At 60.6% G+C, this 23,543-nt stretch carries 18 protein-coding genes; 10 read left to right on the plus strand and 8 right to left on the minus strand.

Annotation, left to right across the window (positions count from 1 at the left end; genetic code table 11):
• Entirely contained in the window at window positions 1–897 is an 897-nt protein-coding gene (gene hemQ, locus VSP_RS07925) for a hydrogen peroxide-dependent heme synthase (protein ID WP_009959879.1), read from the minus strand.
• A gap of 138 nt (window positions 898–1,035) precedes the next feature.
• Between hemQ and VSP_RS07930 the strand changes: the two genes are divergently transcribed.
• From VSP_RS07930 to VSP_RS07975, 10 genes are all read left to right on the plus strand, one after another.
• Entirely contained in the window at window positions 1,036–1,269 is a 234-nt protein-coding gene (locus tag VSP_RS07930) for a ferredoxin (protein WP_009959880.1), read from the plus strand.
• Between the two features lie 118 nt (window positions 1,270–1,387).
• A complete protein-coding gene (locus tag VSP_RS34480; RefSeq protein WP_009959881.1) occupies window positions 1,388–1,759 on the plus strand; it encodes a DciA family protein in 372 nt (123 codons plus the stop codon).
• A 39-nt stretch (window positions 1,760–1,798) separates the two neighbouring features.
• On the plus strand, window positions 1,799–3,172 hold the full coding sequence (locus VSP_RS07940) for a DUF2868 domain-containing protein (RefSeq protein WP_009959883.1): 1,374 nt from the start codon (window positions 1,799–1,801) through the stop codon (window positions 3,170–3,172).
• On the plus strand, window positions 3,172–4,659 hold the full coding sequence (locus VSP_RS34485) for a DUF3482 domain-containing protein (protein ID WP_009959885.1): 1,488 nt from the start codon (window positions 3,172–3,174) through the stop codon (window positions 4,657–4,659). Before VSP_RS07940 ends, VSP_RS34485 begins: the two co-directional genes overlap by 1 nt.
• A gap of 726 nt (window positions 4,660–5,385) precedes the next feature.
• A complete protein-coding gene (locus VSP_RS07950) occupies window positions 5,386–7,671 on the plus strand; it encodes an outer membrane protein assembly factor BamB family protein (RefSeq protein WP_009959886.1) in 2,286 nt (761 codons plus the stop codon).
• 47 nt (window positions 7,672–7,718) lie between these two features.
• On the plus strand, window positions 7,719–9,347 hold the full coding sequence (locus VSP_RS07955; RefSeq protein WP_009959887.1) for a PQQ-binding-like beta-propeller repeat protein: 1,629 nt from the start codon (window positions 7,719–7,721) through the stop codon (window positions 9,345–9,347).
• 105 nt (window positions 9,348–9,452) lie between these two features.
• Window positions 9,453–10,502 carry a hypothetical protein gene (locus tag VSP_RS07960; RefSeq protein WP_009959888.1) on the plus strand — a complete coding sequence of 350 codons (1,050 nt, stop codon included), beginning with the start codon at window positions 9,453–9,455 and terminating at the stop codon, window positions 10,500–10,502.
• An 8-nt stretch (window positions 10,503–10,510) separates the two neighbouring features.
• A complete protein-coding gene (locus VSP_RS07965) occupies window positions 10,511–11,941 on the plus strand; it encodes an aldehyde dehydrogenase family protein (RefSeq protein ID WP_009959889.1) in 1,431 nt (476 codons plus the stop codon).
• Window positions 11,942–12,060: 119 nt separating this feature from the next.
• Window positions 12,061–13,179: an iron-containing alcohol dehydrogenase gene (locus VSP_RS07970; RefSeq protein ID WP_009959890.1), complete on the plus strand. Its 1,119-nt coding sequence runs from the start codon at window positions 12,061–12,063 to the stop codon at window positions 13,177–13,179.
• Between the two features lie 30 nt (window positions 13,180–13,209).
• Window positions 13,210–14,097 (plus strand): alpha/beta hydrolase, encoded by an 888-nt coding sequence (locus tag VSP_RS07975; RefSeq protein ID WP_009959892.1) that lies wholly within the window; start codon window positions 13,210–13,212, stop codon window positions 14,095–14,097.
• A 587-nt stretch (window positions 14,098–14,684) separates the two neighbouring features.
• Here the strand turns inward: VSP_RS07975 and VSP_RS07985 are convergent.
• From VSP_RS07985 to VSP_RS08020, 7 genes are all read right to left on the minus strand, one after another.
• Window positions 14,685–16,499: an IS1634-like element ISVsp1 family transposase gene (locus tag VSP_RS07985; protein ID WP_009959415.1), complete on the minus strand. Its 1,815-nt coding sequence runs from the start codon at window positions 16,497–16,499 to the stop codon at window positions 14,685–14,687.
• 519 nt (window positions 16,500–17,018) lie between these two features.
• On the minus strand, window positions 17,019–17,222 hold the full coding sequence (locus VSP_RS07995) for a hypothetical protein (protein WP_009959895.1): 204 nt from the start codon (window positions 17,220–17,222) through the stop codon (window positions 17,019–17,021).
• A gap of 175 nt (window positions 17,223–17,397) precedes the next feature.
• Window positions 17,398–18,228 (minus strand): phosphate ABC transporter ATP-binding protein PstB, encoded by an 831-nt coding sequence (pstB, locus tag VSP_RS08000; RefSeq protein WP_075089709.1) that lies wholly within the window; start codon window positions 18,226–18,228, stop codon window positions 17,398–17,400.
• Between the two features lie 57 nt (window positions 18,229–18,285).
• A complete protein-coding gene (gene pstB, locus VSP_RS08005) occupies window positions 18,286–19,035 on the minus strand; it encodes a phosphate ABC transporter ATP-binding protein PstB (protein WP_232289553.1) in 750 nt (249 codons plus the stop codon).
• 92 nt (window positions 19,036–19,127) lie between these two features.
• Window positions 19,128–20,264 (minus strand): PstA family ABC transporter permease, encoded by a 1,137-nt coding sequence (locus tag VSP_RS08010; protein WP_009959898.1) that lies wholly within the window; start codon window positions 20,262–20,264, stop codon window positions 19,128–19,130.
• 60 nt (window positions 20,265–20,324) lie between these two features.
• Window positions 20,325–22,256 carry a phosphate ABC transporter permease subunit PstC gene (pstC, locus tag VSP_RS42955; RefSeq protein ID WP_009959899.1) on the minus strand — a complete coding sequence of 644 codons (1,932 nt, stop codon included), beginning with the start codon at window positions 22,254–22,256 and terminating at the stop codon, window positions 20,325–20,327.
• Window positions 22,257–22,394: 138 nt separating this feature from the next.
• A complete protein-coding gene (locus tag VSP_RS08020) occupies window positions 22,395–23,201 on the minus strand; it encodes a phosphate ABC transporter substrate-binding protein (RefSeq protein ID WP_009959901.1) in 807 nt (268 codons plus the stop codon).
• Window positions 23,202–23,543 lie beyond the last annotated feature (342 nt).

The raw sequence follows: 23,543 nt of genomic DNA on the forward strand, positions 1-23,543 counted from the left end.
TCAGGCGAGCTGGACGCGGCGCAGGAGCTCGTCCAGAGGCAGTTGCATGCCGATGTAGAAGTCCCCGAACTCGGCGTACTTGGAGCTTACCTCATCGAACCGCATCTGATAGACGATGCCCTTGATGTGGTAGGTGTCGTGAGCCAGCAGCGTGACGCCCCACTCCATGAGATCCAGACCGGTGGAGCCAGTGATGAGCTGGCGCACCTTGCCATGCCACTGGCGGCCGATGCGGGCGTGGCCCAGCATGAGCTCCTTGCGCGCGTCGCTGGAGAGGTCGTACCAGTTGTTCACGTCGTTGCGGCGCTTGCTCATGGGGTAGAAACAGACCACCGGCCAGTCGGCCATGTTCGGGTAGAGGCGGTCCTCGTTGTACTTGGCCATGCGGGCGCGCCATTCCGCCAGGCGGAGGTCGAGGGTGTTGGTGCTGTCCAGGTCATTGGGGTTCAGCACCATCTCTGTGCCGTGTTCCTGTTGGGACTGGAGTTCCTTCACGAGCTGCTGCTTGTACTCCTCCTCTGAGGTGGCGTACTCGCTCAGTTCCGTCATGGAAAGGTAGCTGTAGGTCGGCTGGAGGACATCGGCACCCAGAGACAGTGTGAGTTCTTTCTCGAAGCGGTTTGCGTCCTGAAGGTCCGGCGTGAGCAGCATGAACCCGAGGTCAGCCTTGGGCGTGGCGACGCTGAAGGTGAGGAGCTGTGTGCGGGGATGGGAGCGGATGGTCTGGATCAGCTCTGTGAAGCGGGTCTTGGCTTCGCGCTGCTCGTCATCGCTCATCATGCGCCAGAGGCCGTGATCAATCGTGTAGAACAGGTGCACCACGTGGAGGCCCTCCACGGGAACGAGGGGCTTTACTACGGAGGCAGGGGGGGCGGCGGGAAAGGGTGTGGTGGACATGATGTGGGGTAAGGGAAGTCTGGAAGACAGAACGTTCCGGGGGTGCAACAAAGCGCGGTTTGCCCTGATTTTCAAAAAAAGGTTTGAAAGGGGGGCGGGCAACGGTATTTTGCGGCCGACTTAAACTTCTCATCAAACATGGCAGACGTTGGCAACAAGTATCCGCAGAACACCACGGGCAAATACTACGTGGATGACCAGTGCATTGACTGCGATCTGTGCCGTGAAACGGCCCCTGCCAACTTCACCCGTGATGACGACGGTGGCCACAGCTTCGTGCACAAGCAGCCCGAGAGCGAGGAAGAGCTTCGCCTCTGTGAAGAAGCGATGGCGGGCTGCCCGGTGGAGGCCATCGGCGACGACGGCGAATAAGCTTTCATCGCCTGCAGGCAGTCTCTTTGCCTCAGATTGATTTTTTCCCATCACGCCTTCGAAAAGGGGGCGTGATTTTTTATTGCGCAAAAGGCTCGGTCTGCGGGTATGGTCTGCCATGCGCTACGCGACGCGACAGCAGCGGCTCCGACACGACCTCATCACGAAGTGGCGGGGACTCGAAGGGGAGCCGTTGAATGAACTCCCCACCGTGGATGTGGGGCAGCTCATCCCGTCCATCCTGAAAGAGTGGAAGCTGGACGAACAGCTCCGTGAAGATGATGTGGCGGCCGCCTGGCAGGAGATTGTGGGAGAGTTTATCTCCCGGCACACGGCCCCTGATGGCATCAAGCGCGGCGTTTTGACGCTGCGGGTGCTGCAGCCGGCCATTCACCACACGCTCATGATGGAAAAAGGGGGACTGTTGCGGAAATTGCAGGAAAGGTTTGGCAGCGGGACCATCCGGGACATCCGATTCCGGCATGGTTGAGCGTTGGAATGCTGCATTGGGGGTGATCGCCAAATAAACATGACCTGGAAAGAGTTTGTTCAAGTTGCCCGGGTGCGGGCCGTCGAAGAGACGGATCGCGACGGGCAGATCTGGAGTGATGATGCGCTGCGGGCGGTCACCCAGGAAGTGGTCCGAAAAGGGGATGTGAGCGTAGGCCAGCTGTTGGTGCGCCGTGCGAAGCTCCTGGCTGGGCGGGCACTCCAGCCGGGCTGGGGATCGCGGTTGACCCCGCCCTCCCTGCCGCGCTGGCTCGTGACCACGGGCTGGATCATTGCCTTCCTCGTGGGTTGGTGGCTTGCTGCGCTCGGGCAGGAGAGCGAGATCAACCTGCTCTCACTCCCGCTGATCGGCATCATCGTGTGGAACCTTGTCGTGGTGGTGCTCAGTCTGCTGCCGGTGTCGAAGGGGGCGGCCCCAGCCTGGACGCAGAAGCTGGTCTCCAAGATCGACCGTCTGCCGGTGGAGGCGGATCCCGCCAGCACCCCGGCGGGCATAGGGTTGCAGCGCTTCATGGCATTAACCTCTGCGCCAGCGTTACGGCGTTTTTACCTGCGCTTCCGGGCGTGGTTTCACATCGGTGCGGCGCTGCTGGCGCTGGGCAGTGTGTCCGGGATGTATGCCCGCGGCTGGTCCAAAGAATACCGGGCGGTGTGGGAGAGCACCCTGCTGAACGAGCGAGGGGCGCAGAAGTTCTTTTCCATCCTTTTTGCTCCGGCCGCCGCGGTGACGGGGAATGCGATACCTCTGGAACAGCTTCCCCAGATGCATCGTCGGGCGGATGCCGCTGCCCCGGCCCCGGGTGAGGCCCTGCCATGGATCCATCTCTATGCGGCGACCCTGGGGCTGCTCGTGATTGTTCCCCGCGCTCTGCTGGTGTTGCTGGAGAGATTCCGCGTCACGCGCATTTCGGATGCGGAAGTCAACTCCTCCGACTGGCAGGCCTACGCCCACCGTCTGCGATCGGTGGTGCCAGGGGTGGGGGATGGGGCAATGGTATTGACCCATGGGCTGGCCCACGACGGAGCGGCGCGCAATCGCTGGCGGCAGCTGGCTCATCAGCAGTGGCGGGACGTTGGGGAGATTGACTACCACAGTGTTCCCGTGGGGGCGGAGGCGGATTTTGTTGCCACCCTGCCCCCCACCGGGGCACGATGCCTGCTTGTCTTCAACATGGCGTCCGTCCCGGAGGAGGAAGTGCAGCGCTGGCTCGTGGAGGCGCTCCTGAATCGCATGAAGAACGACAAATCATCCCCGGTGTTTCTCTCCGTCGCCCTGGATGACGCCGATCTGAGGAAGCGCTGGTCCGGATTTGCAGATGGAGAAAAGCGTCTCGCGGACAAAGCCCAGTCCTGGCGGGCCGTGATGCAGGGCCTCAATGTGAACTGGGTTTGATGAATCCCCTTGCAGCAGCCAGAATTCCGACTTTGGACAAAGACACAAGCGCCGTGCCGAAGACCATCACCCTCAGCCTTATCTCTCACACCAACGCCGGCAAGACGACGCTGGCGCGCACCCTCCTGCGTCGGGATGTGGGGGAGGTGCGGGACGCTGCCCACGTCACGCTCTACAATACCTCCTACACCCTCATGGAGGCGGACGACGCGACGCTTGTCCTTTGGGACACGCCTGGATTTGGCGATTCGTCCCGGCTTCTCAAGCGGCTCCAGCGCATGGAGCGGCCTTTGGCGTGGTTTTTCACCCAGATGTGGGACCGCTTCACGGACATGCCGCTCTGGTGCAGCCAGCAGGCCTTGCGCAACGTGCGTGAGGATGCCGACGTGGTGCTGTATCTGGTGAATGCGAGCGAGAGCCTCGCTGGCGGCACCTTCGTGGAGCCAGAGATGGAGATTCTGGGCTGGCTGGACAAGCCGGTTCTGGTGCTCCTCAACCAGACGGGGGCCCCGCGCCCTTCAGAAGAAGAGGCTGCAGAGGAGAAGGTGTGGAAGTCCCACCTGGAGAAATTCCCGATCGTGAAAGCGGTTCTGAACATGGACGCCTTTTCCCGATGCTGGGTGCAGGAGGGGGAGCTTCTGGACACTCTGGCCGAGGTCTTGCCGGAAGAGAGGCAGGAGACCTTTGCCGAGATCGAGAGGGCCTGGTCCCGCCGCAACCAGGAGGTCTTCCGCCGCTCGATGCGGGCTCTGGCGCATCAGTTGACAGCGAACGCTTTGGACGGTGTCAGCGTCAAGCCGGAGAGCTTTTTGCAGAAACTTGGCTTTCAGCGGGGGCAAATCGAATCCGAATGGAGCGAAGCCCGCCAGAAGCTCAGCCAGTCCCTCGCCGCCCGGGCGGAACAGACCATGAACGAACTCATCGCCCTCCACGACCTGGAAGGTGCGGATGGGGAAGGTGAGATGATCAAGGCCGCCCGGCAGGATTTTTCCACCCCACAGCATGTGGAGGCGGCGGTTTGGGGAGCGCTGAGCGGTATCGCCTCTGGAGCCCTTGCGGGGCTCGTGGTGGACCTCAAGGCAGGCGGGCTGACCTTTGGCGGTGGTGCCTTGATCGGCGGCATCAGCGGAGGTCTGGGAGCGTACGCGCTGATTAAAAGCTACCACCTCGTCCGTGGAGATGACAACAAGCTGCATTGGTCCAAGGAACATTTCCGGGAGCAGGTGAAGCTGGCTCTGCTCAGCTACCTGGCGGTGGCCCACTTCGGGAGGGGGCGCGGGGCCTGGAAGCGCGATCCTCGCCCTGCGCACTGGCAGCAGGAAGTGTCGGTCATCGTCGAGGCGCTCAAAGACAAGGTGGACGCCGTTTGGATGCGCTCCTCCAAGCGCGACGTGGGGGTGAGCAGCCTGAATGAAGAGATGGAGACCTTGGTCGTGGAGCTGGGGACAGTGATCCTGGCGCACCTGTACCCCAAGGCAACGTTGTGAGCCTGGGATGATTGATGCTGCTCCTCGCGGTCAGCAAGCCCACCTCGGGGTGCGGTCGAGCCCAAAGGGGGCCGAGCCTCTCCACGTGGGTGAGCTTTCGGCGAGTTTACGTTGAGTGGCGGCTGAGAACCAGGGCGGTCACCCTACGATGCCGGGGGTCAGATTTTTCCGGCCTCCCAGGCCAGAAAAAAGAGAGGCTCTCCGGCCTTTCGACCGGAGAGCCAGCGATCCAGCAACCAATACGAGGATCGGAACGAAAGGAAACAGCAAACCAGGCTGCGCCCAATCGGCCTGCCAAACTTGGAGTCCGCAGAACAAGGGAATCTTAAAATCTTTTGAGGGGGCGTCAATCCTAACAGGTCACTTTTTCAAAAACAGGTTCGCTTTATCATTTATGCGAACCGAGAGTCGGCGATGGAGGGAGTATATTTTATTATTTTTCCGATTGACATAGATGCATGCCATCTTTGGCAGATAAGGGAAACCTAATGTTTCCGTCCAAAAAGTGTCCAAACTGACCGATGGAGACGGTGTGAACGCACGGATTTCCAAGGCTCACTTTGGCACTGACTGCCAAGTCTCTGCCTGATAGATTTCAGCTCTGGGAGGCGTTCCATCGCCCCGCCCGTGCTGGCATCATCGTGCAGGAGACAGGTACTTCGTCCCGACTTGCAGTCTGTAGAAAGTCCCCCGTCGATTCGCCCTCTGCCCATCCCACAACTTCCCATGCTTACTCTCACACGCCTTTACGGTCTGCTGGCCGTTGCAGCTTTGATACCCGGAGGCACCTCCCCGGCTGCCGAAACGAAGGAGGCCCATCAGTGGGCCGTTTGGCGGGGTCCGCTGCAAACCGGTGTTTCCCTGGAGCACTACAAGCAGGGCAAACTGAACACGACGCCTCTCTGGGTGCATGATTCCAACGGTCGCGGTGCCCCGGTGATCGCGGACGGGAAGGTCTTTTCCTGGGGTTACAAGGGCAAGGACAAGGAGTTGGTGGAGACCCTCACCTGCATGGATGCCAAGACGGGCAAGGCTCTCTGGGAGCATGAGTTCAAGGATTTCCTGAGTGACACGGTTTATGACCGCTATTCCATCGGAGCCCCTGCGGTGGATCCTGTGACCAAGCGGGTTTACCTCATTACCCATTATGGCATTTTTGTGTGCTTTGATTTTGAGGGGAAGGAGCAGTGGCGGATCTCCACCATGGAGGACTATGGCCGATTGAGCTTTCCCAACTCCCGTGTGGGGACTCCGGTCATCGAAGGGGATCTGGTCATTATTCACGGCATCACCTCCAACTGGGGTGCGGACGGTCCCGCTGCAGACCGCTTTTACGCCTATGACAAGCTCACGGGGGAACTCGTGTGGTGGAGCACTCCTGGCGTAATCCCGCCGGTGGACAGTTCGTTTTCCACCCCGGTGTTTGAGACGAGGGATGGCAAGCGGGTGTTCTACAGCGGCACGGGTTGCGGCAACATTGTGTGTGTCAACGCCCGCAACGGCAAACCACTCTGGCGCTGGCAGGCGTGCAAGAACGGAGTGAATGCCTCGGTGCTGCTCTACAAGGGCAACCTCATCTCCGTGCATGGGGATGAAAACGTGGACTCTACGGAGAAGGGGCGCCTCGCCTCCATCAAGCTTCCTGAAACCCTGGCCCCTGCGGCCCCGGGTGCTGAAACCACCGTGCTGGAGACGGCCAAAATAGAAAATTGGCGCAACCACATTGGCAGCAGCAATGGCTCACCCATCATCGTGGGCAATCAGGTGTATCAGATGGATGATACTGGCGTGCTCAACGCCGTGAACGCCGATACCGGCGAGATCGAGTGGACCAAGAAGATGTCCACCGCCAACGTGCATGCCTCACTTTCCTACGCCAATGGCTGGATTTTCGCAGCCCTCCTTGATGGTCGTCTCGTGGTGCTCAAGCCCGGTGAGAAGGATGCGGAAATCGTCTCGGAGGTGAAGCTGGAAGGCCAGTGCCTCGGTACGCCAGTCGTGTTTGACGGTCAGGTGTATGTCCACACCACAGCCAAGTTCTATTGCTTCCAGATTGAGAACAAGGGCATCACCTGGGACAAGACCCCGGTGGCTGAGGTGCCGAAGGCCGGTCCTGCCAAAGCCTTGCAAATCATTCCAGCCGAAGTGGTGCTCACTCCGGGGCACAAGCAGACCTTCCGTGTCCGCAGTACGGATGCCAACGGCTTCGTAGTGGGTGAGGTGAAGAACGCCAAGTGGGAGAGCTTCATCCCCCCGACCGCGAAGGTTAAAAGCTCCATGGACGCCACCTTCAATGAAGCGGGTGAACTGGTGGCCGCTCCTGAGGCAAAGCTCTCGGCTGGTGCTTTCAAGGCCACAGGTGAAGGCGGCATCTTCGGCACCATCCGTGGTCGGGTGCTCCAGGGCCTGCCCATCAACATGACCTTCAACGAAGTGGATCTGCACGAAGAGCAGCCCACCGAGCACATCAAGTTCTCGTACCCGCCGCTCCCCTGGATCGGAGCCCGCTTCAAGTTTGACGTGCGTGAGCTGAATGGTGAGAAGGTTTTTGCGAAGACCTTTGACCGCATCCTCTTCCAGCGCGCCACGACGTTCATCGCGCCCAGCAACCTTTCCAACTACACGCTACAGGCCGATGTGCTCACGGACGGCAGCGCCCGCGTGAAGTCGGACATTGGTCTGATCAACCAGCGCTACTCCATCGTGCTGCGCGGCAACGCCGGCCAGTTGGAAGTGAGCTCCAACCTGGAGCGCCTGAAGGAAGTGGTGCCGTACAAGATCATCGCCAACAAGTGGTACACGCTGAAGACACGCGTGGATTCCAACGCTGATGGGAGTGGTGTGGTCAAAGCCAAGGCCTGGGAAAAAGGCCAGCCGGAGCCCGAAGCCTGGTCGATCGAAGTGCCGGTCTCCATGGTGCACAAGCAAGGTGCCCCTGGGATCTTCAGCTTCACTCCGCTCAACCAGAAGCGCGCCTATCTGGACAACATCTCCGTCATCTCCAACAAATAACTCCGGGCCGTACGCCGGACGTTGATCCAACGTAATTTAGCCTACCTATGAAGAAGCAAACTCTGACCCTCCTTACCGCTGCCTTTGCAGTGGCGGGGCTGCACGCTGCTGACTGGCCCCAGTGGGGCGGTGTGAACTCGCGAAACATGGTGTCCCCCGAAACCGGCCTGCCGGTGGAGATGGCACCCGGGAAGAAGCTGGGTCCAAAGGCGGCACCCAAGATTGCCGGGCGTCTGCGTCCCGATGCCCAGGAGGCCAACACGGCCCCTGGAGCGGAGGACATTGACATCAGCACCACCAAGAACTGTCTCTGGGTGGCCAAGCTGGGCTCCCAGACCTACGGCACGCCGGTCATTGCCGACGGCAAAGTCTTCGTGGGCACGAACAACGAGAGTCCCCGCAATCCGGCGCACATCGGAGACAGGGGCATTGTGATGGTCTTCGAAGAAAAGACGGGCAAGTTCCTCTACCAGATGGTCAGCCCGAAGATGGGCACCGGCAAGGTGAACGACTGGGAGTACTTGGGCGTCTGCGCTTCGCCCACCATCGTGGGCAAGAAGGGCTACGTCCCCGGCAACCGCTGCCAGATCATCTGCTTCGATGTGGATGGGATGGCCAACGGCAACCAGGGCATGCAGGACGAAGCCGCGTTCATGGCTTCTCCGGGGCCTGACGGGAAGCCCGTAGAAGTGGCTCCCGGGGCCAAGGACATGGATATCCTCTGGGTGTATGACATGTACAAGGAACTGGGCGTGTTCCAGCACAACGCCACCTCCGGTTACCCGCTCGTTGTGGGGGACAAGGTGTTCGTCGCCACCTGCAATGGGGTGGACTGGACCCACACGAACATCCCGGCTCCGAATGCGCCGAGCTTCATCATGCTGGACGCCAACACGGGTGAACTGCTTGGGGAACAGAGCGCAGAGACGAGTGCCCGTGTGCTTCACGCTTCCTGGTCCTCCGCCATTGAGGCCAATGTCAAAGGTCAGCAGCAGATCGTCTTCGCCGCGGGTGATGGCTGGATCTACGGTCTGGCTCCTGAGACCAAGGCCAATGAAGAAGGGCTGAACCTGCTCAAGGAATACTGGCGCTATGACGCCAACCCGCCGGAGTACCGCAAAGACGAAAGCGGCAAACCCCGCAAGTACGCGGAGTTTGACGGCCCCAGCGAGATCATCTCCACCCCGGTGTACTATGATGGTCTGGTCTATGTGCCCATTGGCCAGGACCCGGAGCACGGCGAGGGCCTGGGCATGTTCAGCTGCATTGACCCGACCCAGACCGGTGACATCTCCGGCAAGGCCGTGTGGACCTTCAAGGGCATCGAGCGCTCCATCAGCACCCCGGCCATCAAGGACGGCCTCATCTATGTGGGTGATTACACCGGCCGCCTCTTCTGCCTAGATGCCAAAACCGGCAAGGAGTACTGGAAGTTCGACACCAAAGGCCACATCTGGGGCAGCCCCCTCGTGGCAGACGGCAAGGTGTACATTGGCAATGAAGAGGGTGAACTCTTCATCCTTGCCGAGGGCAAGGAGATGAAAGAACTCGGCTCCGTCGAATTCCCGTCCCCGGTGATGGGCACACCAGTGGCCGCCAATGGCGTCCTCTACGTGACCACTCATACACACCTCTACGCCTTCAAAGAAGGCGCCCAGGGTATGGCCAAGAACTAACACTGCACCTGTCAGGCTCTCACGCGGACAGGCTGGCATCCCCCGGCCTGTCCGTTTTTTGGTTTGCGCGCCCTGACCGATCCTCCATTCTCAGACAGACCGACCATGACCGCTCAAGAACGACTCGACTCCCACCTCCGCGAAATCATCCAGTGGCACTTTTCTCCCGAGACCGGCTGCCCGTTTTGGCTGGAGTGGGCCTCCAAGAACTTCGACCCCCGCCAGGAGATCCAGACCATCGGGGACATGAAGAAGTTCCCGCACTTCCAGGATGAATGGCTCCGTGACCTGCAGCCGGAAGTCTGGGTGCCCGCCGCCTACAAAGGCCGCCCCTTCAACATCTTTGAGACGGGTGGCACCACGGGCATGCCCAAGCAGCGCATCGGCTGGGAGGACTACAAGACGGACTACAGCGAGTTCTCGGAGAAGATCAGCGATGAGCACTTCCCCCGTGGCGGAGCCTGGCTCATGATGGGCCCCACCGGCCCCCGACGTCTGCGGCTCGCGATTGAACATCTCGCCAACGTGCGCGGTTCCTCCTGCTATTTCATCGATCTCGACCCCCGCTTCGTGAAGAAGCTCATCTCGAACAAGCAGTTCGACGTGGCCCGCCAGTACATGGACCACGTGGTGGACCAGGCGGCGACGATCCTCAAGCACCGCAAGGTGAGTGGTCTCTTCACCACGCCGAAACTGCTCGAAGCCCTGGCGGAGAAAGTGGACATCTTCGCCGCTGGCATCCGCGGCGTCTTCTGCGGCGGCACCACCATGCTGCCCCAGTACGTGCGTTTCATCGTGGAAGAAGTGCTGGAAAACCGCGTCGGATTCTACCCCACCTATGGGAACACGCTTATGGGACTGGCGGCCAGCGTGCCGCTGCTGCCGGAAGACAAGTTCTCCATCACGTACTATGCGCCGCAGCCACGCGCCGTGCTGCGCGTGGTGAACCCCACCAATACGGATGAAACCGTGGAGTATGACACCTGGGGGCGTGTGGAGCTCACCACGCTGACGAAGGAGTTCTTCATGCCGCGCTTCCTGGAGCGTGATGAGGCCCTCCGTCGCAAGCCACGTGCGCCCTATGAATGGGATGGGGTGGCTGAAGTGCGCCCCTTCGGTGCCATGGAAAACAAGATCGTGGAGGGCGTGTACTAATCCTTCAGATGAGCATTCCCCATCTTCCCGCCCTGCGCAAAGGCGCGCCTTACGAGAGTCTGGAAAAAGTGGAGGTCAAGGACCACCGCACGGGTGAAGTCCTGGCCACCGTGAGCCAGGTGAACGCTGGTATCCTGCGTCGTGATCTCAACCGCATCGGTGAGGCCCGCGAATCGTTGCGCAAATTCACTGTGGATGAGCTGATCGCCATCTGCGCCAAGGCTGCTGATCTTTTCCTGAATGGCGAGCTGCCGCTGGGCGACCAGGGGCACACGCAGACGCCGCAGCAGTACATGGAGACGCTCAGCCGTACCAGCGGCCTGCCCCATGTGATGGTGAAACGAAACATGGCCAAGGTGGCCGATTCCCTCACGAACATGCGGACGGTGCTGAACGGCCTGACCCGCGGTCTCGACACGAAGGTGATCGACGTGGGCTATGGTGAGCAGGCAGGCTGCCCCGTCAGCTATTATCCGACCACGAACGCGCTGGGGCTGGTCATGCCCAGCAACTCCCCGGCGGTGAATTCCCTGTGGCTGCCCGCCATCGCGCTGAAGACTCCGGTCATCATCAAGCCGGGCCGCGAGGAACCCTGGACGCCCTATCGGCTCATTCAGGCCTTCATCGCCGCCGGTGCTCCTGCGCTGGCCTTTGGCTTCTATCCCACGGACCACGAAGGTTCGGGGGAGGTGATGAAACTCTGCGGACGCGCGCTCATCTTTGGTGACGCCAATACGGTCGCCCAGTACAAGGACAATCCAAAGTTCGAATGCCACGGTCCGGGCTTCAGCAAGATCCTCATCGGTGAAGATGAGATCGAGCGCTGGCCGGAGTTCCTGGACGTCATTGCCAGCTCCATCTCCGAGAACGGGGGCCGCTCCTGCATCAACGCCTCTGCGGTGGTGGTGCCCAAGTATGCGGCTGAAATCGCGGATGCCCTTGCTCAGAAACTGGGGCCGGTGGCCCCGCTGGCGTCTGATGATCCCAACGCCCGGCTCTCCGGCTTCGCCAACCCCAAGATGGCGGAGTTCATTGACGCTGCCATTGAGCAGGGGCTCAAGGAGCCCGGTGCGGAGGACGTCACGGCGAAGTATCGGAACGGTCCGCGCAAGGCCGAGTTCAATGGCGGGGTGTACATGCGTCCCACCATCGTGCACTGCAATTCCTTCCAGCACCCCTTGAGCAACCGGGAGTACATGTGTCCCTTTGCCAGCGTCGTGCAGGTGCCCCAGGCGGACATGCTCGCCCAGATCGGACCCTCGCTGGTGGTCACCGCCATCACGAAGGATCCGCAGTTCAAGGAACAACTTCTTGATTCGCCGCTTATCGAACGCCTCAACATCGGCCCCATTTCCACGATGAGAATTTCATGGAACCAGCCGCATGAAGGGAACATGTTCGAGTTCCTCTACAAGCGCCGTTCCATTGAGGTGGCCTGAACCCGGCCGCGATTGAGAGAATTGACCGAATAGAGCCGTCCACCCTCCTCATGGGGGTGGACGCAGGCTCCGGCCTGCCCGCGTGACCTTGCAAATCCCAAGCATAAAACCAACCCGCCGTGACCGATTTGAACGCGTTTGATCATCATCCCCGCACCCGTCTGGTGTTTGGTGCGGGCACCCTGGAGAAGCTCGGTGCCCTGGCCTCAGATCTGGGAGGGAGCCGGGTGCTGGTGGTTTCTGATTCCGGCATTGTGAAGGCGGGCCACGCCGCACGGGCCATGCAGTCGCTGCAGGCGGCCGGACTGGAGACGCAGCTCTTTGACCAGGTGCATGAAAACCCCTCGACGCGGGATGTGGATGAGTGTGTGGCCGTGGCGCGGGACTTCCGGGCCGACATTCTGGTGGGGCTGGGTGGAGGCAGCAGCATGGACACCGCCAAGGGCTGCAACTTCATCTTCACCAATGGAGGGCGCATGCAGGACTACTGGGGCGTGGGCAAGGCCACCCAGCCGATGCTGCCTTTGATCGCGATTCCCACCACCTCCGGCACCGGCAGTGAGTGCCAGAGTTTCGCGTTGATCTCGGACGAGGAAACGCACGTCAAGATGGCCTGTGGCGATCCCAAGGCTGCGGCCCGGGTGGCCATCCTTGATCCGGAACTCACGATTTCACAACCGCACAAGGTCACGGCCGTCACAGGCATCGATGCCATTGCGCATGCCCTGGAAACGGCGGTGACCACCAAGCGCAACCCGGTCTCGGCGCTGTATTCTCTCGAATCCTTCCGCTATCTGCGGGCGGGATTTGACCGCGTGCTGGAATCTCCCACCGATCAGGAGGCTCGTTCATTTATGTTGTTGGGTGCAGCCTTTGCCGGCACAGCCATTGAGAACTCCATGCTTGGCGCGGCGCATTCCTGTGCCAATCCCCTGACCGCCAAGTTCGGCACCGTGCACGGTCAGGCGGTGGGGCTTATGCTTCCGCACGTCATCCGTTTTAATTCGGAGCGTTCTGAGATCGCGAGCATCTACGCCGCCTACGGCGAGCATTTGCCAGAGCAGGTGCAGCACTGGCTGCGTGCCGCAGGCCTCAGTGTCCGGCTTGCTGAACTGGGAGTGACCGAGGCGGATGTTCCAGGCCTGGCGGCAGGTGCGGCCAAGCAGTGGACGGCCAATTTCAATCCCCGTCCCGTGACCGAGGCGGACTTTGCCGCGATCTACCGTGCGGCGCTGTAGTCAGTTCATCATCCTTGTTGTTTCCTTGCCATGAAACTCGCCCTCGTCGCCTTTCTCGCTCTGGCCGCAGCCTCGGCTGCCTATTCGCAAACCGACACGAAACCCAGGTGGAAGAAGGTGTCGCCTGCATTGCCAGAGACCCTGGCGCTGCATGAGAAGGTCGAGTGTTCCAAACCGGGAGGTTATCCCGTGCTGCTGGACATCTATGTCCCCAAGGCAGATGGCAAGTATCCGACTATTCTCCTGATCCATGGCGGGGGCTGGCAGAAACGCCAGGTGGAGGCGGACAAGCCTCTGGCCGAGCGCCTCGCGGCGCGTGGTTATGTGGTGGCTCAGGTGGCTTACCGCCTGTCCACGGATGCGCCGTACCCGGCCGCACTGCATGACTGCAAAGCGGCTCTGCGATTTCTGCGGGCCCATGCGGCGGAGTACAAGATTGATCCTGCGCGTATCGGCTGTGCAGGCGGCTCGGCAGGCGGGCACCTGAGCGGGTTGGTGGGGATGACGGGTGAAGTGAATGCGTTGGAAGGCACGGGTGGGAATCCGGAGCAGTCCACCGCCATCAAGGCCTGCGTGGTCATGGCGGCCACCATGGATCTGGTTGAGGCGAACAAGGAAAAGAATGCGGAGAGTGCCGTCCTTTTCTTTGGGCCGTTCGTCGAAAAGAAGGCCACTTATGTGGAGGCGTCGCCGATCACCCATGCGGGCAAAGGCAGTCCGCCGACCTTGTACATTGAAGGGGAGAAGGACACGCTGAAGGTGGGTCGTGCGGAAATGCAGGAAAAGCTGCGTGCGGCTGGCGTGCCCACCGAGCTTGTGACCTTGAAGGAAGCTCCGCATCCCTTCTGGATGAGCCAGCCATGGCTTGATGAGACCGCCAGGGCGATTGGGGACTGGTTTGACAAGTATTTGAAGTAGGTGCTTGGTGCTTGGTGCTTGGTGCTTGGTGCTTGGTGCTTGGTGCTTGGTGCTTGGTGCTTGGTGCTTGGTGCTTGGTGCTTGGTGCTTTTGCGCGTTATCTCATGAACCCGGAGGGTTCGCCATGAATAGCCATGGGTCGGCCGAGCGGAGCGAGGACTACCCATGGTGTGGCGGTTGGGAATTCTACCGCGGAGCGGTAGGCCAATGGGGTCCAGATGACTGATGGCGCGAATCACGCGATGGTCTTCCGGGGGCGGCAATGCGATGGGCCTACCGCTCCGCGGTAGAGCGCCGGGGGCGATGCAACCACAGGTAGCCCTCGCTACGCTCGGTCGACCTGTGGCTATTCATGGTGAACCCTCCGGGTTCGGGAAATATGGGTATGCTGAGTGATTATGCCATCGGGCAAGGGGCGGACGTGTTCAGAAATGTGGTAGAGCCGTCCCGGCTCTTGGCGGCGCAGCGTCTAGCCCGACTTGGCGGATTGCCGGGGTTGATGATCCTCCAGCCCTTGATTTTGCGACATTGGGTTCAAAAAGTCTTCACTACATCTTCCGCCATTTCGCGACCTTCCGGGGTCTGCTTCAACCAGTGATTTTGGGCGGGGCCTGTTCAGGCAGCGTGATCTTGAGCTGGTCCAGCAGCAGTTGCAGATCCTTTGAAGGCTGCGTGTGGCGGCTCATCACCACCTCCCTTCCATCAGTTGTGGGCAGATGCACATCGAGCATCTGCACCGTCGCGAACTTCTCCAGCACACTTCGCGGTGTCAGCCCGCTGGCCGTCAGCCTCAAGCGCGCCTTGAGCGTCACCTGCAGGCAGTACGCCAGGAACGACACGAAGAGGTGCGCTTCAATGCGATGGTCCAACTGGTGGTGCACCGGCCGGATCCCCAGATCGTGTTTGAGCTCCTTGAACGCCTGCTCCACCTCCACCAGTTGCAGGTAATACTCCCAGAGCTTCGCGGGATCGGTCTCCGTCAAATTGGTGCGCAGCAGGTAACGCCCCTCCCGCCGCCATCCTTCACGCAACAGCTTGCGGTCCAGCTCCCAGCTCAGAGTCGCCCGCTGCCGGCCCTTGCCCTTGCTCTTGCTCTTGCTCTGGTCTTTGCCTGTTGCTGGCTGCAACTGCACGCTGACCTTGACAAAGCGCGCATCCCGCCCCGCCTCCTTTTTGGCGGCACCCAACGCTTCGTACATCGCATCACGGTGCAGGGGGCGCTTGCGCTTGCGCAACCCTTCCAGGGCATCCAGATACTTGCGCAGCCGGCGCCGACGCATCGAGCGTTCCTTGGCCACACGGTCCTGGCTTTGGGCCAGTACATAAGTCTCCCCTTCATGCGGCAGCAGTTTGACGCGCACCTGGGGGCGGGCCTGCTGCCAGGGTTGCCGGGCCAGTGACTCCTCCAGCTTGCTCAAGCGTCCTTTGGGCGTGCCCACCAGATAGCTCACCGGCGGAGTGCTCTGCCGCATCTGTTCAAGGGTCTCTTCAGTCGGGATGCCCCGGTCCATGACCCAGATGCGTTGGGCCTTGCCGTACTGGTCTTCGATCCTGGCCAGGAAGCTCTTGAGGGTGCTCTTGTCGGTGGTGTTGCCCGGCAGCACCTCATAGGCCAGCGGGAAGCCTTCGGGGGTGACGATGAGGGCAATGACCACCTGCACGCAGTCGCTGCGCTTGTCGCGGCTGTAACCAAAGCGGCGCAGACCGGTGGGGTTGTCCGGCGGGTTGCTTTCAAAGTAGGTGCTGGTCAGATCATACAGCAGCACCTCATAACGGGCTCCAAACAGGTCGCGCCAGCGCTCGGTGAGATGATCAAACAAGGCACGCTTGTGGGCCAGGATCTTGTCATGGCATTCGTAGAGACGGTGGATCTCGGCCAGGGCGAAGTCCGCGCCCAGCAGGTCGGCAATGGCCGTCTGGTCAAACCAGTGGCGGTGCAGCCGCCATTCGCTGCCCGGTTCGATGAGCCGGTAGAGCACCAGGGTCTGGAGCACCAGATCCCAGCGGGTGCCCTCACGACTGGGCGGCAGACGTGGTCGCCAGAAGTCAGCCAGGAGCAACTGCTCCCAGAGCAGGCAGGCCAGCCAGCAGGCCCCCCATTGCCGGGGCCGTTCCAGCCGCATGGCCGCAAGGCGCAGACGCACAATGGGCAACTCATCAACACCGACCTGCTCGGGAGCATGATCTTCGGCAAAGAGGGCCACCTGTTGAGGAGCGCTCTGGTCTTTGCCGAAGAGTTCAACCGTCTTGCGCCAGGAGGCTTCCTGACGACCATTGAGTTCACCCAGATAAAGGACGTGCCGCTGGACCACCTGCCGGGAACTGATCCGCCGGTTTTCGACGATGCTCCAGTAGAGGTGCTCTTTGCCATCCTTGAGCCGTTTGGTGGAACGCAGGAACATGATGGCCCAAGAAGTTAGCCAGCAAAACGCGCGTGCAACCACCAAGGTCTGCACTACAAGCCGTTTTTGAAACGGACCCTCGCAAAATCAAGGGTTGCAGCTCGATGGCAGGCCCAAAAATGCCAAAATCGGCCGCGAATCCGCCAAGTTGGGCTAGCAAGAACAAGAACCGAGACGGTTCTTCTACAGTGGCTGTCGCAAGAGCGATGAGGAGTGACATGGCCTCGCGCCAGGGCCACGAGCTACCTGGCAGTCCGGAGGGCGGTTCGGTCTGCAACGTTTGTCAGGCAGATCAGAATCACGCCGCAGAGGCGTAGAGGGTCAGGATATCCCCCTGAAACAGCAGCACCCCGATGATCAGCAAGGCTGCCATCCGGCGCAGAAGCGCGGGCGCAACCGCCTTGCCGATGTATTCCAGGGAGCAGGTTGCAGCGTGAAGCTGTAACCGAACAGGAAAGCGAACCAGCGGTAGAACTTGGTCTCGAACAACAGGGCGACGAGCCACCTCGCCCCTTGGCTTCACACGTCGGCAAACTGGGGATCGATCACGCCGCTCCCATAGTAGGGCGAAGCAAAGGCCATAATGTTCACCAGCAGGATGCCCGCCAGGACCAGGCCGCGCAGGGCGTCCAGCTCCTCGATGCGGGTCGAGGACCTGCCGATGGGGTGGCAGCGGGACTGGTGAGAGCGCCTGCCGGAGCTGACAAGGGGACATGCAGCCATGTCCCGGACTCAGGTCTGGTGCGCCTTGAAATTGTGTCCATCGGTCACGGCGGGCGATGCGTTGCGGGTTTGCCGTGGGCTACGGGTTGTCCGCCTGGGCCGGTGATGAAGCGGGGGCATGAAAAAAGGGAGTCGCGAGACTCCCTTTTCCAATTCGATCCTGGTCCGTGTCCGATCAACCCATGCGACCGCTCAGATAGCGCTCGGTCTGCTCGTTCTCCGGGGTGGAGAAGAGGGTCATGGTGTTGTTGAATTCGATCAACTTGCCCAGATAGAAGAAGGCGGTCTTGTCGGAGACGCGGACGGCCTGCTCCATGTTGTGGGTGACGATGACAATGGTGTAGTCTTTCTTGAGCTGGTGGATGAGCTCTTCGATCTTGGCCGTGGCGATCGGGTCCAGCGCGGCACACGGCTCGTCCATGAGCACCACTTCCGGTCTCACGGAAAGGGTGCGGGCGATGCAAAGACGCTGCTGCTGACCCCCGGAGAGGCCGAGGGCGCTTTCATGAAGGCGGTCCTTCACTTCTTCCCAAAGGGTTGCGGAACGCAGGCTGCGCTCCACGGTCTCAGCGATGAGCTTCTTGTTTTTCATGCCCGCCACTTCGAGACCGTAGGCCACATTCTCGAAGATGCTGCGGGGGAAGGGATTGTACTTCTGGAACACCATGCCGACCTTGCGGCGTAACGCGATGACGTCGAGGTCCGGGTGGTTGATGTCCACATTCCCCAAGGTAATGTTGCCCTTGGTGATGCGGGCACCTTCGATCATGTCGTTGATGCGGTTGATGCAGCGCAGCAGAGTGGACTTGCCGCAGCCGGACGGGCCGATGAAAGCGGTGACCTCGCGCTGGGCGATGCCCATGTTGACTCCGAAGAGCGTCTGGCGGGCACCATAGGCGAAATCCACTTCATTGATCTTCAGCAGCGGCTGCGTGGTCGCGGACGACGCAGCAGCAGTGCTGGCGGAGGAGCTGGACACGGAAGGAGGGGCGACTGTTTGAGTCATGGGGCAGGGTGGGTTCGCACTCTTTTGCCGGAAATAGGAGGGAGGGCGGCGGAGTGATCAGCTGAACTGACCACGGACGTAGTCTTCCGTTTTCTTCTGCTGGGGATTGCCGAAGATCTGGTCAGTTTCAGCGAACTCGATGAGTTCTCCCAGATACATGAAGGCGGTGAGTTCCGCCACACGGCGGGCCTGCTGCATGTTGTGGGTGACGATGACCACGGTGTAGTCTTTCTTCAGATCCACGATGAGTTCTTCCACCTTGAGGGTGGCGATGGGGTCGAGGGCGGAGCAAGGCTCATCCATGAGCAGCACGTCCGGCTTGACGGCCACGGCGCGGGCGATGCAGAGGCGCTGCATCTGGCCGCCGGAGAGGCCGAAGGCGTTGGTCTTCAGACGGTCCTTGCATTCCTCCCAGAGGGCTGCGGCCTTCAGTGCGTACTCGCAGGCGTCATCCAGCTCGGACTTCTTCTTCACACCGTTGATGCGGAGACCGTACACGACGTTCTCGTAGATGCTCTTGGGGAAGGGATTGTACTTCTGGAAGACCATGCCCACCTGACGGCGGAGCTGGGTGGTGTCCACATCGGCATCATAGATGTTCTTGCCCTTGATGACCACCTCACCGCCGGAGATGTGAGCTCCAGCGATACGGTCGTTGATGCGGTTGAAGCAGCGCAGGAGGGTGGACTTGCCGCAACCGGAGGGACCAATGAATGCGGTGACCTGGCGGGAAGGGATCTCCATGTTGATGCCATGGAGGGCGCGCTTGGTTCCGTAGTTGAAGTCCATGTTCCGGACGGAAATCATAGTCTCCCCGGTAGGGGCGGCCTCAGGTGCCTCGACCGATTTCGTTTCGGTAGTTTTAAGAACTTCCACGGCTTTTTGGGGTGGTTCGGCGGTTACCATTTGTATTTGGCGCGGAGTTTACGACGGAGCAAGACCGAAGCGGTGGCAAGGGTCATGACGAGAACGAGGAAGACGAAAACGGAGCCATACTGGGCGCGCTCCGAGTATTCATTCTGCGGGATGCGGGCGGCCAGGGTGTAGATGTGATAGGGAAGGGCCTGCACGGACTCCGTGAAGACGCCCCCGAAGCCTGCTTCACCCTGCCAGGGCAGCTTGTCTTTGAAGGCCAGGGCTGCGGTGAACATGATCGGGGCTGTCTCGCCAGCGGCGCGGGCGATGCCCAAGATGCTGGAGGTCAAGATGCCCGGCATGGCAAAGGGCAGCACGCTGCGCCAGATGGTCTGCCAGCGGGTGGCACCCAGGGCGAGGGAAGTCTCGCGGAAACCCATTGGCACCGCGCGGAGGCACTCCTCACTGGCGGTGATGATGACCGGAAGGATGACGAAGGCGAGGGTGAAGGCACCGCTCAGGACGCTCGTGTCCCAGCCCTGGAAGCTCATCTGGGTGAATCCCAGCGGAATCACCAGCAGGGCCCTATCCAGCGGGGTGTTGGTAAAGACGGGAGCTGCCAGAACGAAGACCCCGAGACCAAAGAGGCCGAAGACCACGGAGGGCACGCCAGCGAGGTTCAGGATGGCCAGCCGTACCCACTCAATGAACTTGCCGGGCTTGGCGTACTCGCTGAGGTAGATCGCTGATGAGATGCCGAGGAAGAGGGCAACCACAATGCAGACCAAGACCAGCAGGAAGGTGCCCACAATGGGGCCGAGGATCCCGCCGCCGGAGTAGGAGATGGTCTTTTCCTGGCGGAGGTTGTCACCGAGCTGGTGCTTGATGGCATCCGCTCCTTTCGGGTCGGTCTTGTAGATGTGGCCCTGCTTGTCCTCCAGCACGTGGAGGGTTTCAGGCAGCTTCGTGAGGAACTCCACATTGATGAAAGGGGCTTTGGCCTGGAACAGGATGGGCGAGCCCTTGACAATGATGTGGAGAAAGATCGCCGCGGTGGCGAACAGGATGAGGTAGGTGGCGCCGCGCAACACGGATCTGACGATGAACTCGTAAGTCTCGAGGTGCGACCTGCGCTTTGCAAAGGGGTTTTCCAGCAGGGCTGAAGGGGCGGGTGCGTGCATGGGAGCAGGAGAGGGTGGTCTCAATCTCTGGTATTAGGAAAGAACCAAATCGCTTGGGGGTCAGATCTTGGGAAGCTGGAAGCGCTTCACGACTTTGCGGGAGACGAAGTTGATGAAGAGGGAGATGGTGAAAAGGAGGATGCCCACCATGAAAAGCGCCTGCCAGTGGGAGCTGCCCTTGGACACCTCACCCAGTTCCTGGGCGATAATGCCTGTGAGGGTGTGGGCTGGCTGAAAGACAGTGCCGATGCCGTCAGAGAAGTCGGGGATGGCAATTCGGTTGCCTGCGACCAGGAGCACCACCATCGTTTCACCAATGATACGGCCCAAGCCCAGGAGCATCGCGGCAAACACACCGGAGAGGGAGGCGGGGAAGATCACGCGGAAGACGGTCTGGAGCTTGGTGGCCCCCAGGGCCTCGCTGGCCTCACTGAAGGCACGAGGCACGTTCTGGATGGCATCCTCGGCGAGGCTGAACATCGTGGGGATGGCCATGAGCGCGAGCAGCAGGCCGGCGTTGAACATGTTTAGTCGTTCCTGAACCGGGAAACCGGGGATCCATTGTAACCAGGCCACATTGCTGGTCTCCTTGATGAGGTCGCCCACCACGGAGATGCCGATGAAGCCGAGCACCACGGAGGGGATGGCCTGGATGAATTCAATGAAGGGCTTGATGAGCTCCTGCTCGCGGGGGGAGGCGAACTGGTTCGTGTAGATCGCGGCAGCCACGCTCAAAGGCAGGGCGATGACCAGGGCGATGATGGCGATCATGAGGGAGCCGGTCAGCAGGGGCACCACACCGTAAAAGTCCTGCCAGGAGCTGTTGGTGATCCAGTCGCCGCCGAACAGGAAGGCGGTAAGGGCTTGAACCATCGGAATGGGCTTGTCCCATTGCCAGGCTTTCATGAGGGCCGGGGACTCTTCAGCATGACTGAGGTGCTTGGGGAGCTGCTTGCGCACTTCATTGATGAGTGCGGTGGACTCCTTGGTTTCACCCTTCTGGGGGACCTTTTCCATGGCGGCCCTAATGGCGGCGACATAGGTTGGGACCATGGCCTCATACTCGGGAAGCTTGGCCACGATGGGCTCGATCTTGCTCTTGTAGTCGATGGCCTCCAGCGAGGTGGCATCCGCCTCTTTCTGGAAGTTGGCTTTGGCTTCGGGGGTCTTGGCGGATTCAGCGGCGGCCAGCAACTGGGCCTTGGCGTCTTCTGCCATATGCTGCTGCACAGCGGCCTCTTTTGTGGACTTGGCCAGTTCGGCGATTCCATCGTGAAGCTCCACGATGGGTTCGGCAGCCTCTTCAAAGGCCTCAACGGCTTCGAGGAAACCCGCGTATTTATCTTTGGCGATGCGGTCCTGCTCGGCGAACTCGGCGCTCAGGGTCTTGAGGATCGCGGGAAGTTCGGCGGCGTCGGGCTGTAGCGTGCTGAGATCGGAAGCGATCTGGCGGCGTTCTTCAGCGCTGAACACATCCGGGAAAACCTCTTCAGCCACGGCTTTTGCGTTGGCCTCGTTGAGGGCCTGGCGGGCTTGTGCGAGTTTTTCCGGCGGGGTGCCGGCAGTTTCGACGGCCTCAGTGACGGCCTCCCTGAGGCGGGCCGTTTTTTCCTCAATCCTGCCTTTGGCCAGGAACAGGGCGTCGCGGCGGACCTGGGCTTTTTGGGTGAGGGTGGCCGTGTCCGCGTTGACCGCGCGGTTCAGTTTGCTCAGGAGTGCGGTGTTTTCCGTAAGGGGCTTCTGGATGAAGTCGCAGAACTCCAGGCCCGCCTGGCGGTACACCTTCAGTTCAAACTGGTAGGTGGGGATGAATCCCGTGCCTTCTTTGAGCAGGGAGTACATGATGAGGAAGAGCGTCAGGATCGTGACGGCGGCGCTTCCTGTGAAAAAGTGTTTGATCAAGCTTTGGCGGTCCACCCGCAGCCCGAGGAAAGTGGGCGGCTTGATGAGACCTTGAAAGTCACTGCTGGGGCTGGGCTTGTCCTCGTTCATGCGATGTTACGGGCAAAACTTGATCGAAGCTGGGACTGGAAGAGGGAGCTAAGTCTGGTGAGACAAAAAGCCCGAGGGGAGGCGGCAGATGCTGTCTCCCATCGGGCGAGATTCACGGGATGAGTCTGTTTCGGAGTCTTACTTGGCGGGGATGAAGCCCACCAGCTGGGAGACCTTCTTGCCAGCGTCGCTGTGCACGAAGTCGATGAACTCTTTCACTTTGCCCTGGGGGGCACCGTTCGTGTAGAAGAAGGTGGGGCGGCTGTAAGCATAGCCTTTCACGTTCTCAGGGGTGGGGGCGGTGCCATCAATGGAGATCGCTTTGACGCCTTTGCCATGAGCGTAGGCGAGGCCCACGTAACCGACGCCACCGGCGTTGCCAGCCGTTTCGGACACGATCTGCTCGTTGCCAGCCATCTTCTGGCTGCTGGAGGCGTAGTCTTTGCCCTTCATAGCAAGGGACTGCCAGTCTTTGTAGGTGCCGGAGGAGGTGTTGCGGGTGTACACGGAGATCGGGCCGGGGGTGCCGCCCACTTCGCTCCAGTCTTTAATGGCACCGGTGAAGATCCCAGCGATCTGCTTCTTGGTCAGATTGGTCACCGGGTTGTTCTTGTTCACCACAACGGCGATCATGTCCCAGGCCACTTCGTGTTCGGTGAGGAACACGCCCTTCGTCTTGGCGAAAGTGCGCTCGTCATCCTTCACCTTGCGGGAGGACATGCCGATTTCGGCGGTGCCTGCGGCGAGGTTGGTGAAAGCGGTGGAGGATCCTTCAGCCGCGATGTCAAAGCTGACGCCGCCGCCCTGCTTCTTAAACTGTTCTGCCCACTGGGGGACGAGCTTCGCACCCAGCGTGTCGGAGCCGCGCACGCGCAGCACGCTCTGGGCGTTCAATCCGGCCGTGAACGCGAGGGCCAGCAGCGAGGTGATGATGGTGGATTTCATGTGTTGGTGTGTTCGATTGGGTTTGCTAACCGGCTTTGAACCGGCTCCTCCACCTTCGGGAACAGCCCCACCTCCAGCAAGGTGGGGTGGGTGAACAAAACGTCACAGGAACATTGGGGGAGACTTCCCTCTCAATTCAAGCAGTCTGACTGCATCGCAAAGGGGGGAATTTCCGCGGTTGCAAGTCGTGGGCGCGAAAAGTACTTGTGATGATGGCGGGATAATTTGTGCAATTTTGATAATTTTCGCAATACAAGGGTCTCGTTGGCACTCCCATCGGCTTTTTGAAGGGGGAAATGGTAAGATTCGGAACAAAGCCTACGGCTGTGGTGGGAGGCGCAG

The organism is Verrucomicrobium spinosum DSM 4136 = JCM 18804 (assembly GCF_000172155.1).
Lineage (GTDB): Bacteria > Verrucomicrobiota > Verrucomicrobiia > Verrucomicrobiales > Verrucomicrobiaceae > Verrucomicrobium > Verrucomicrobium spinosum.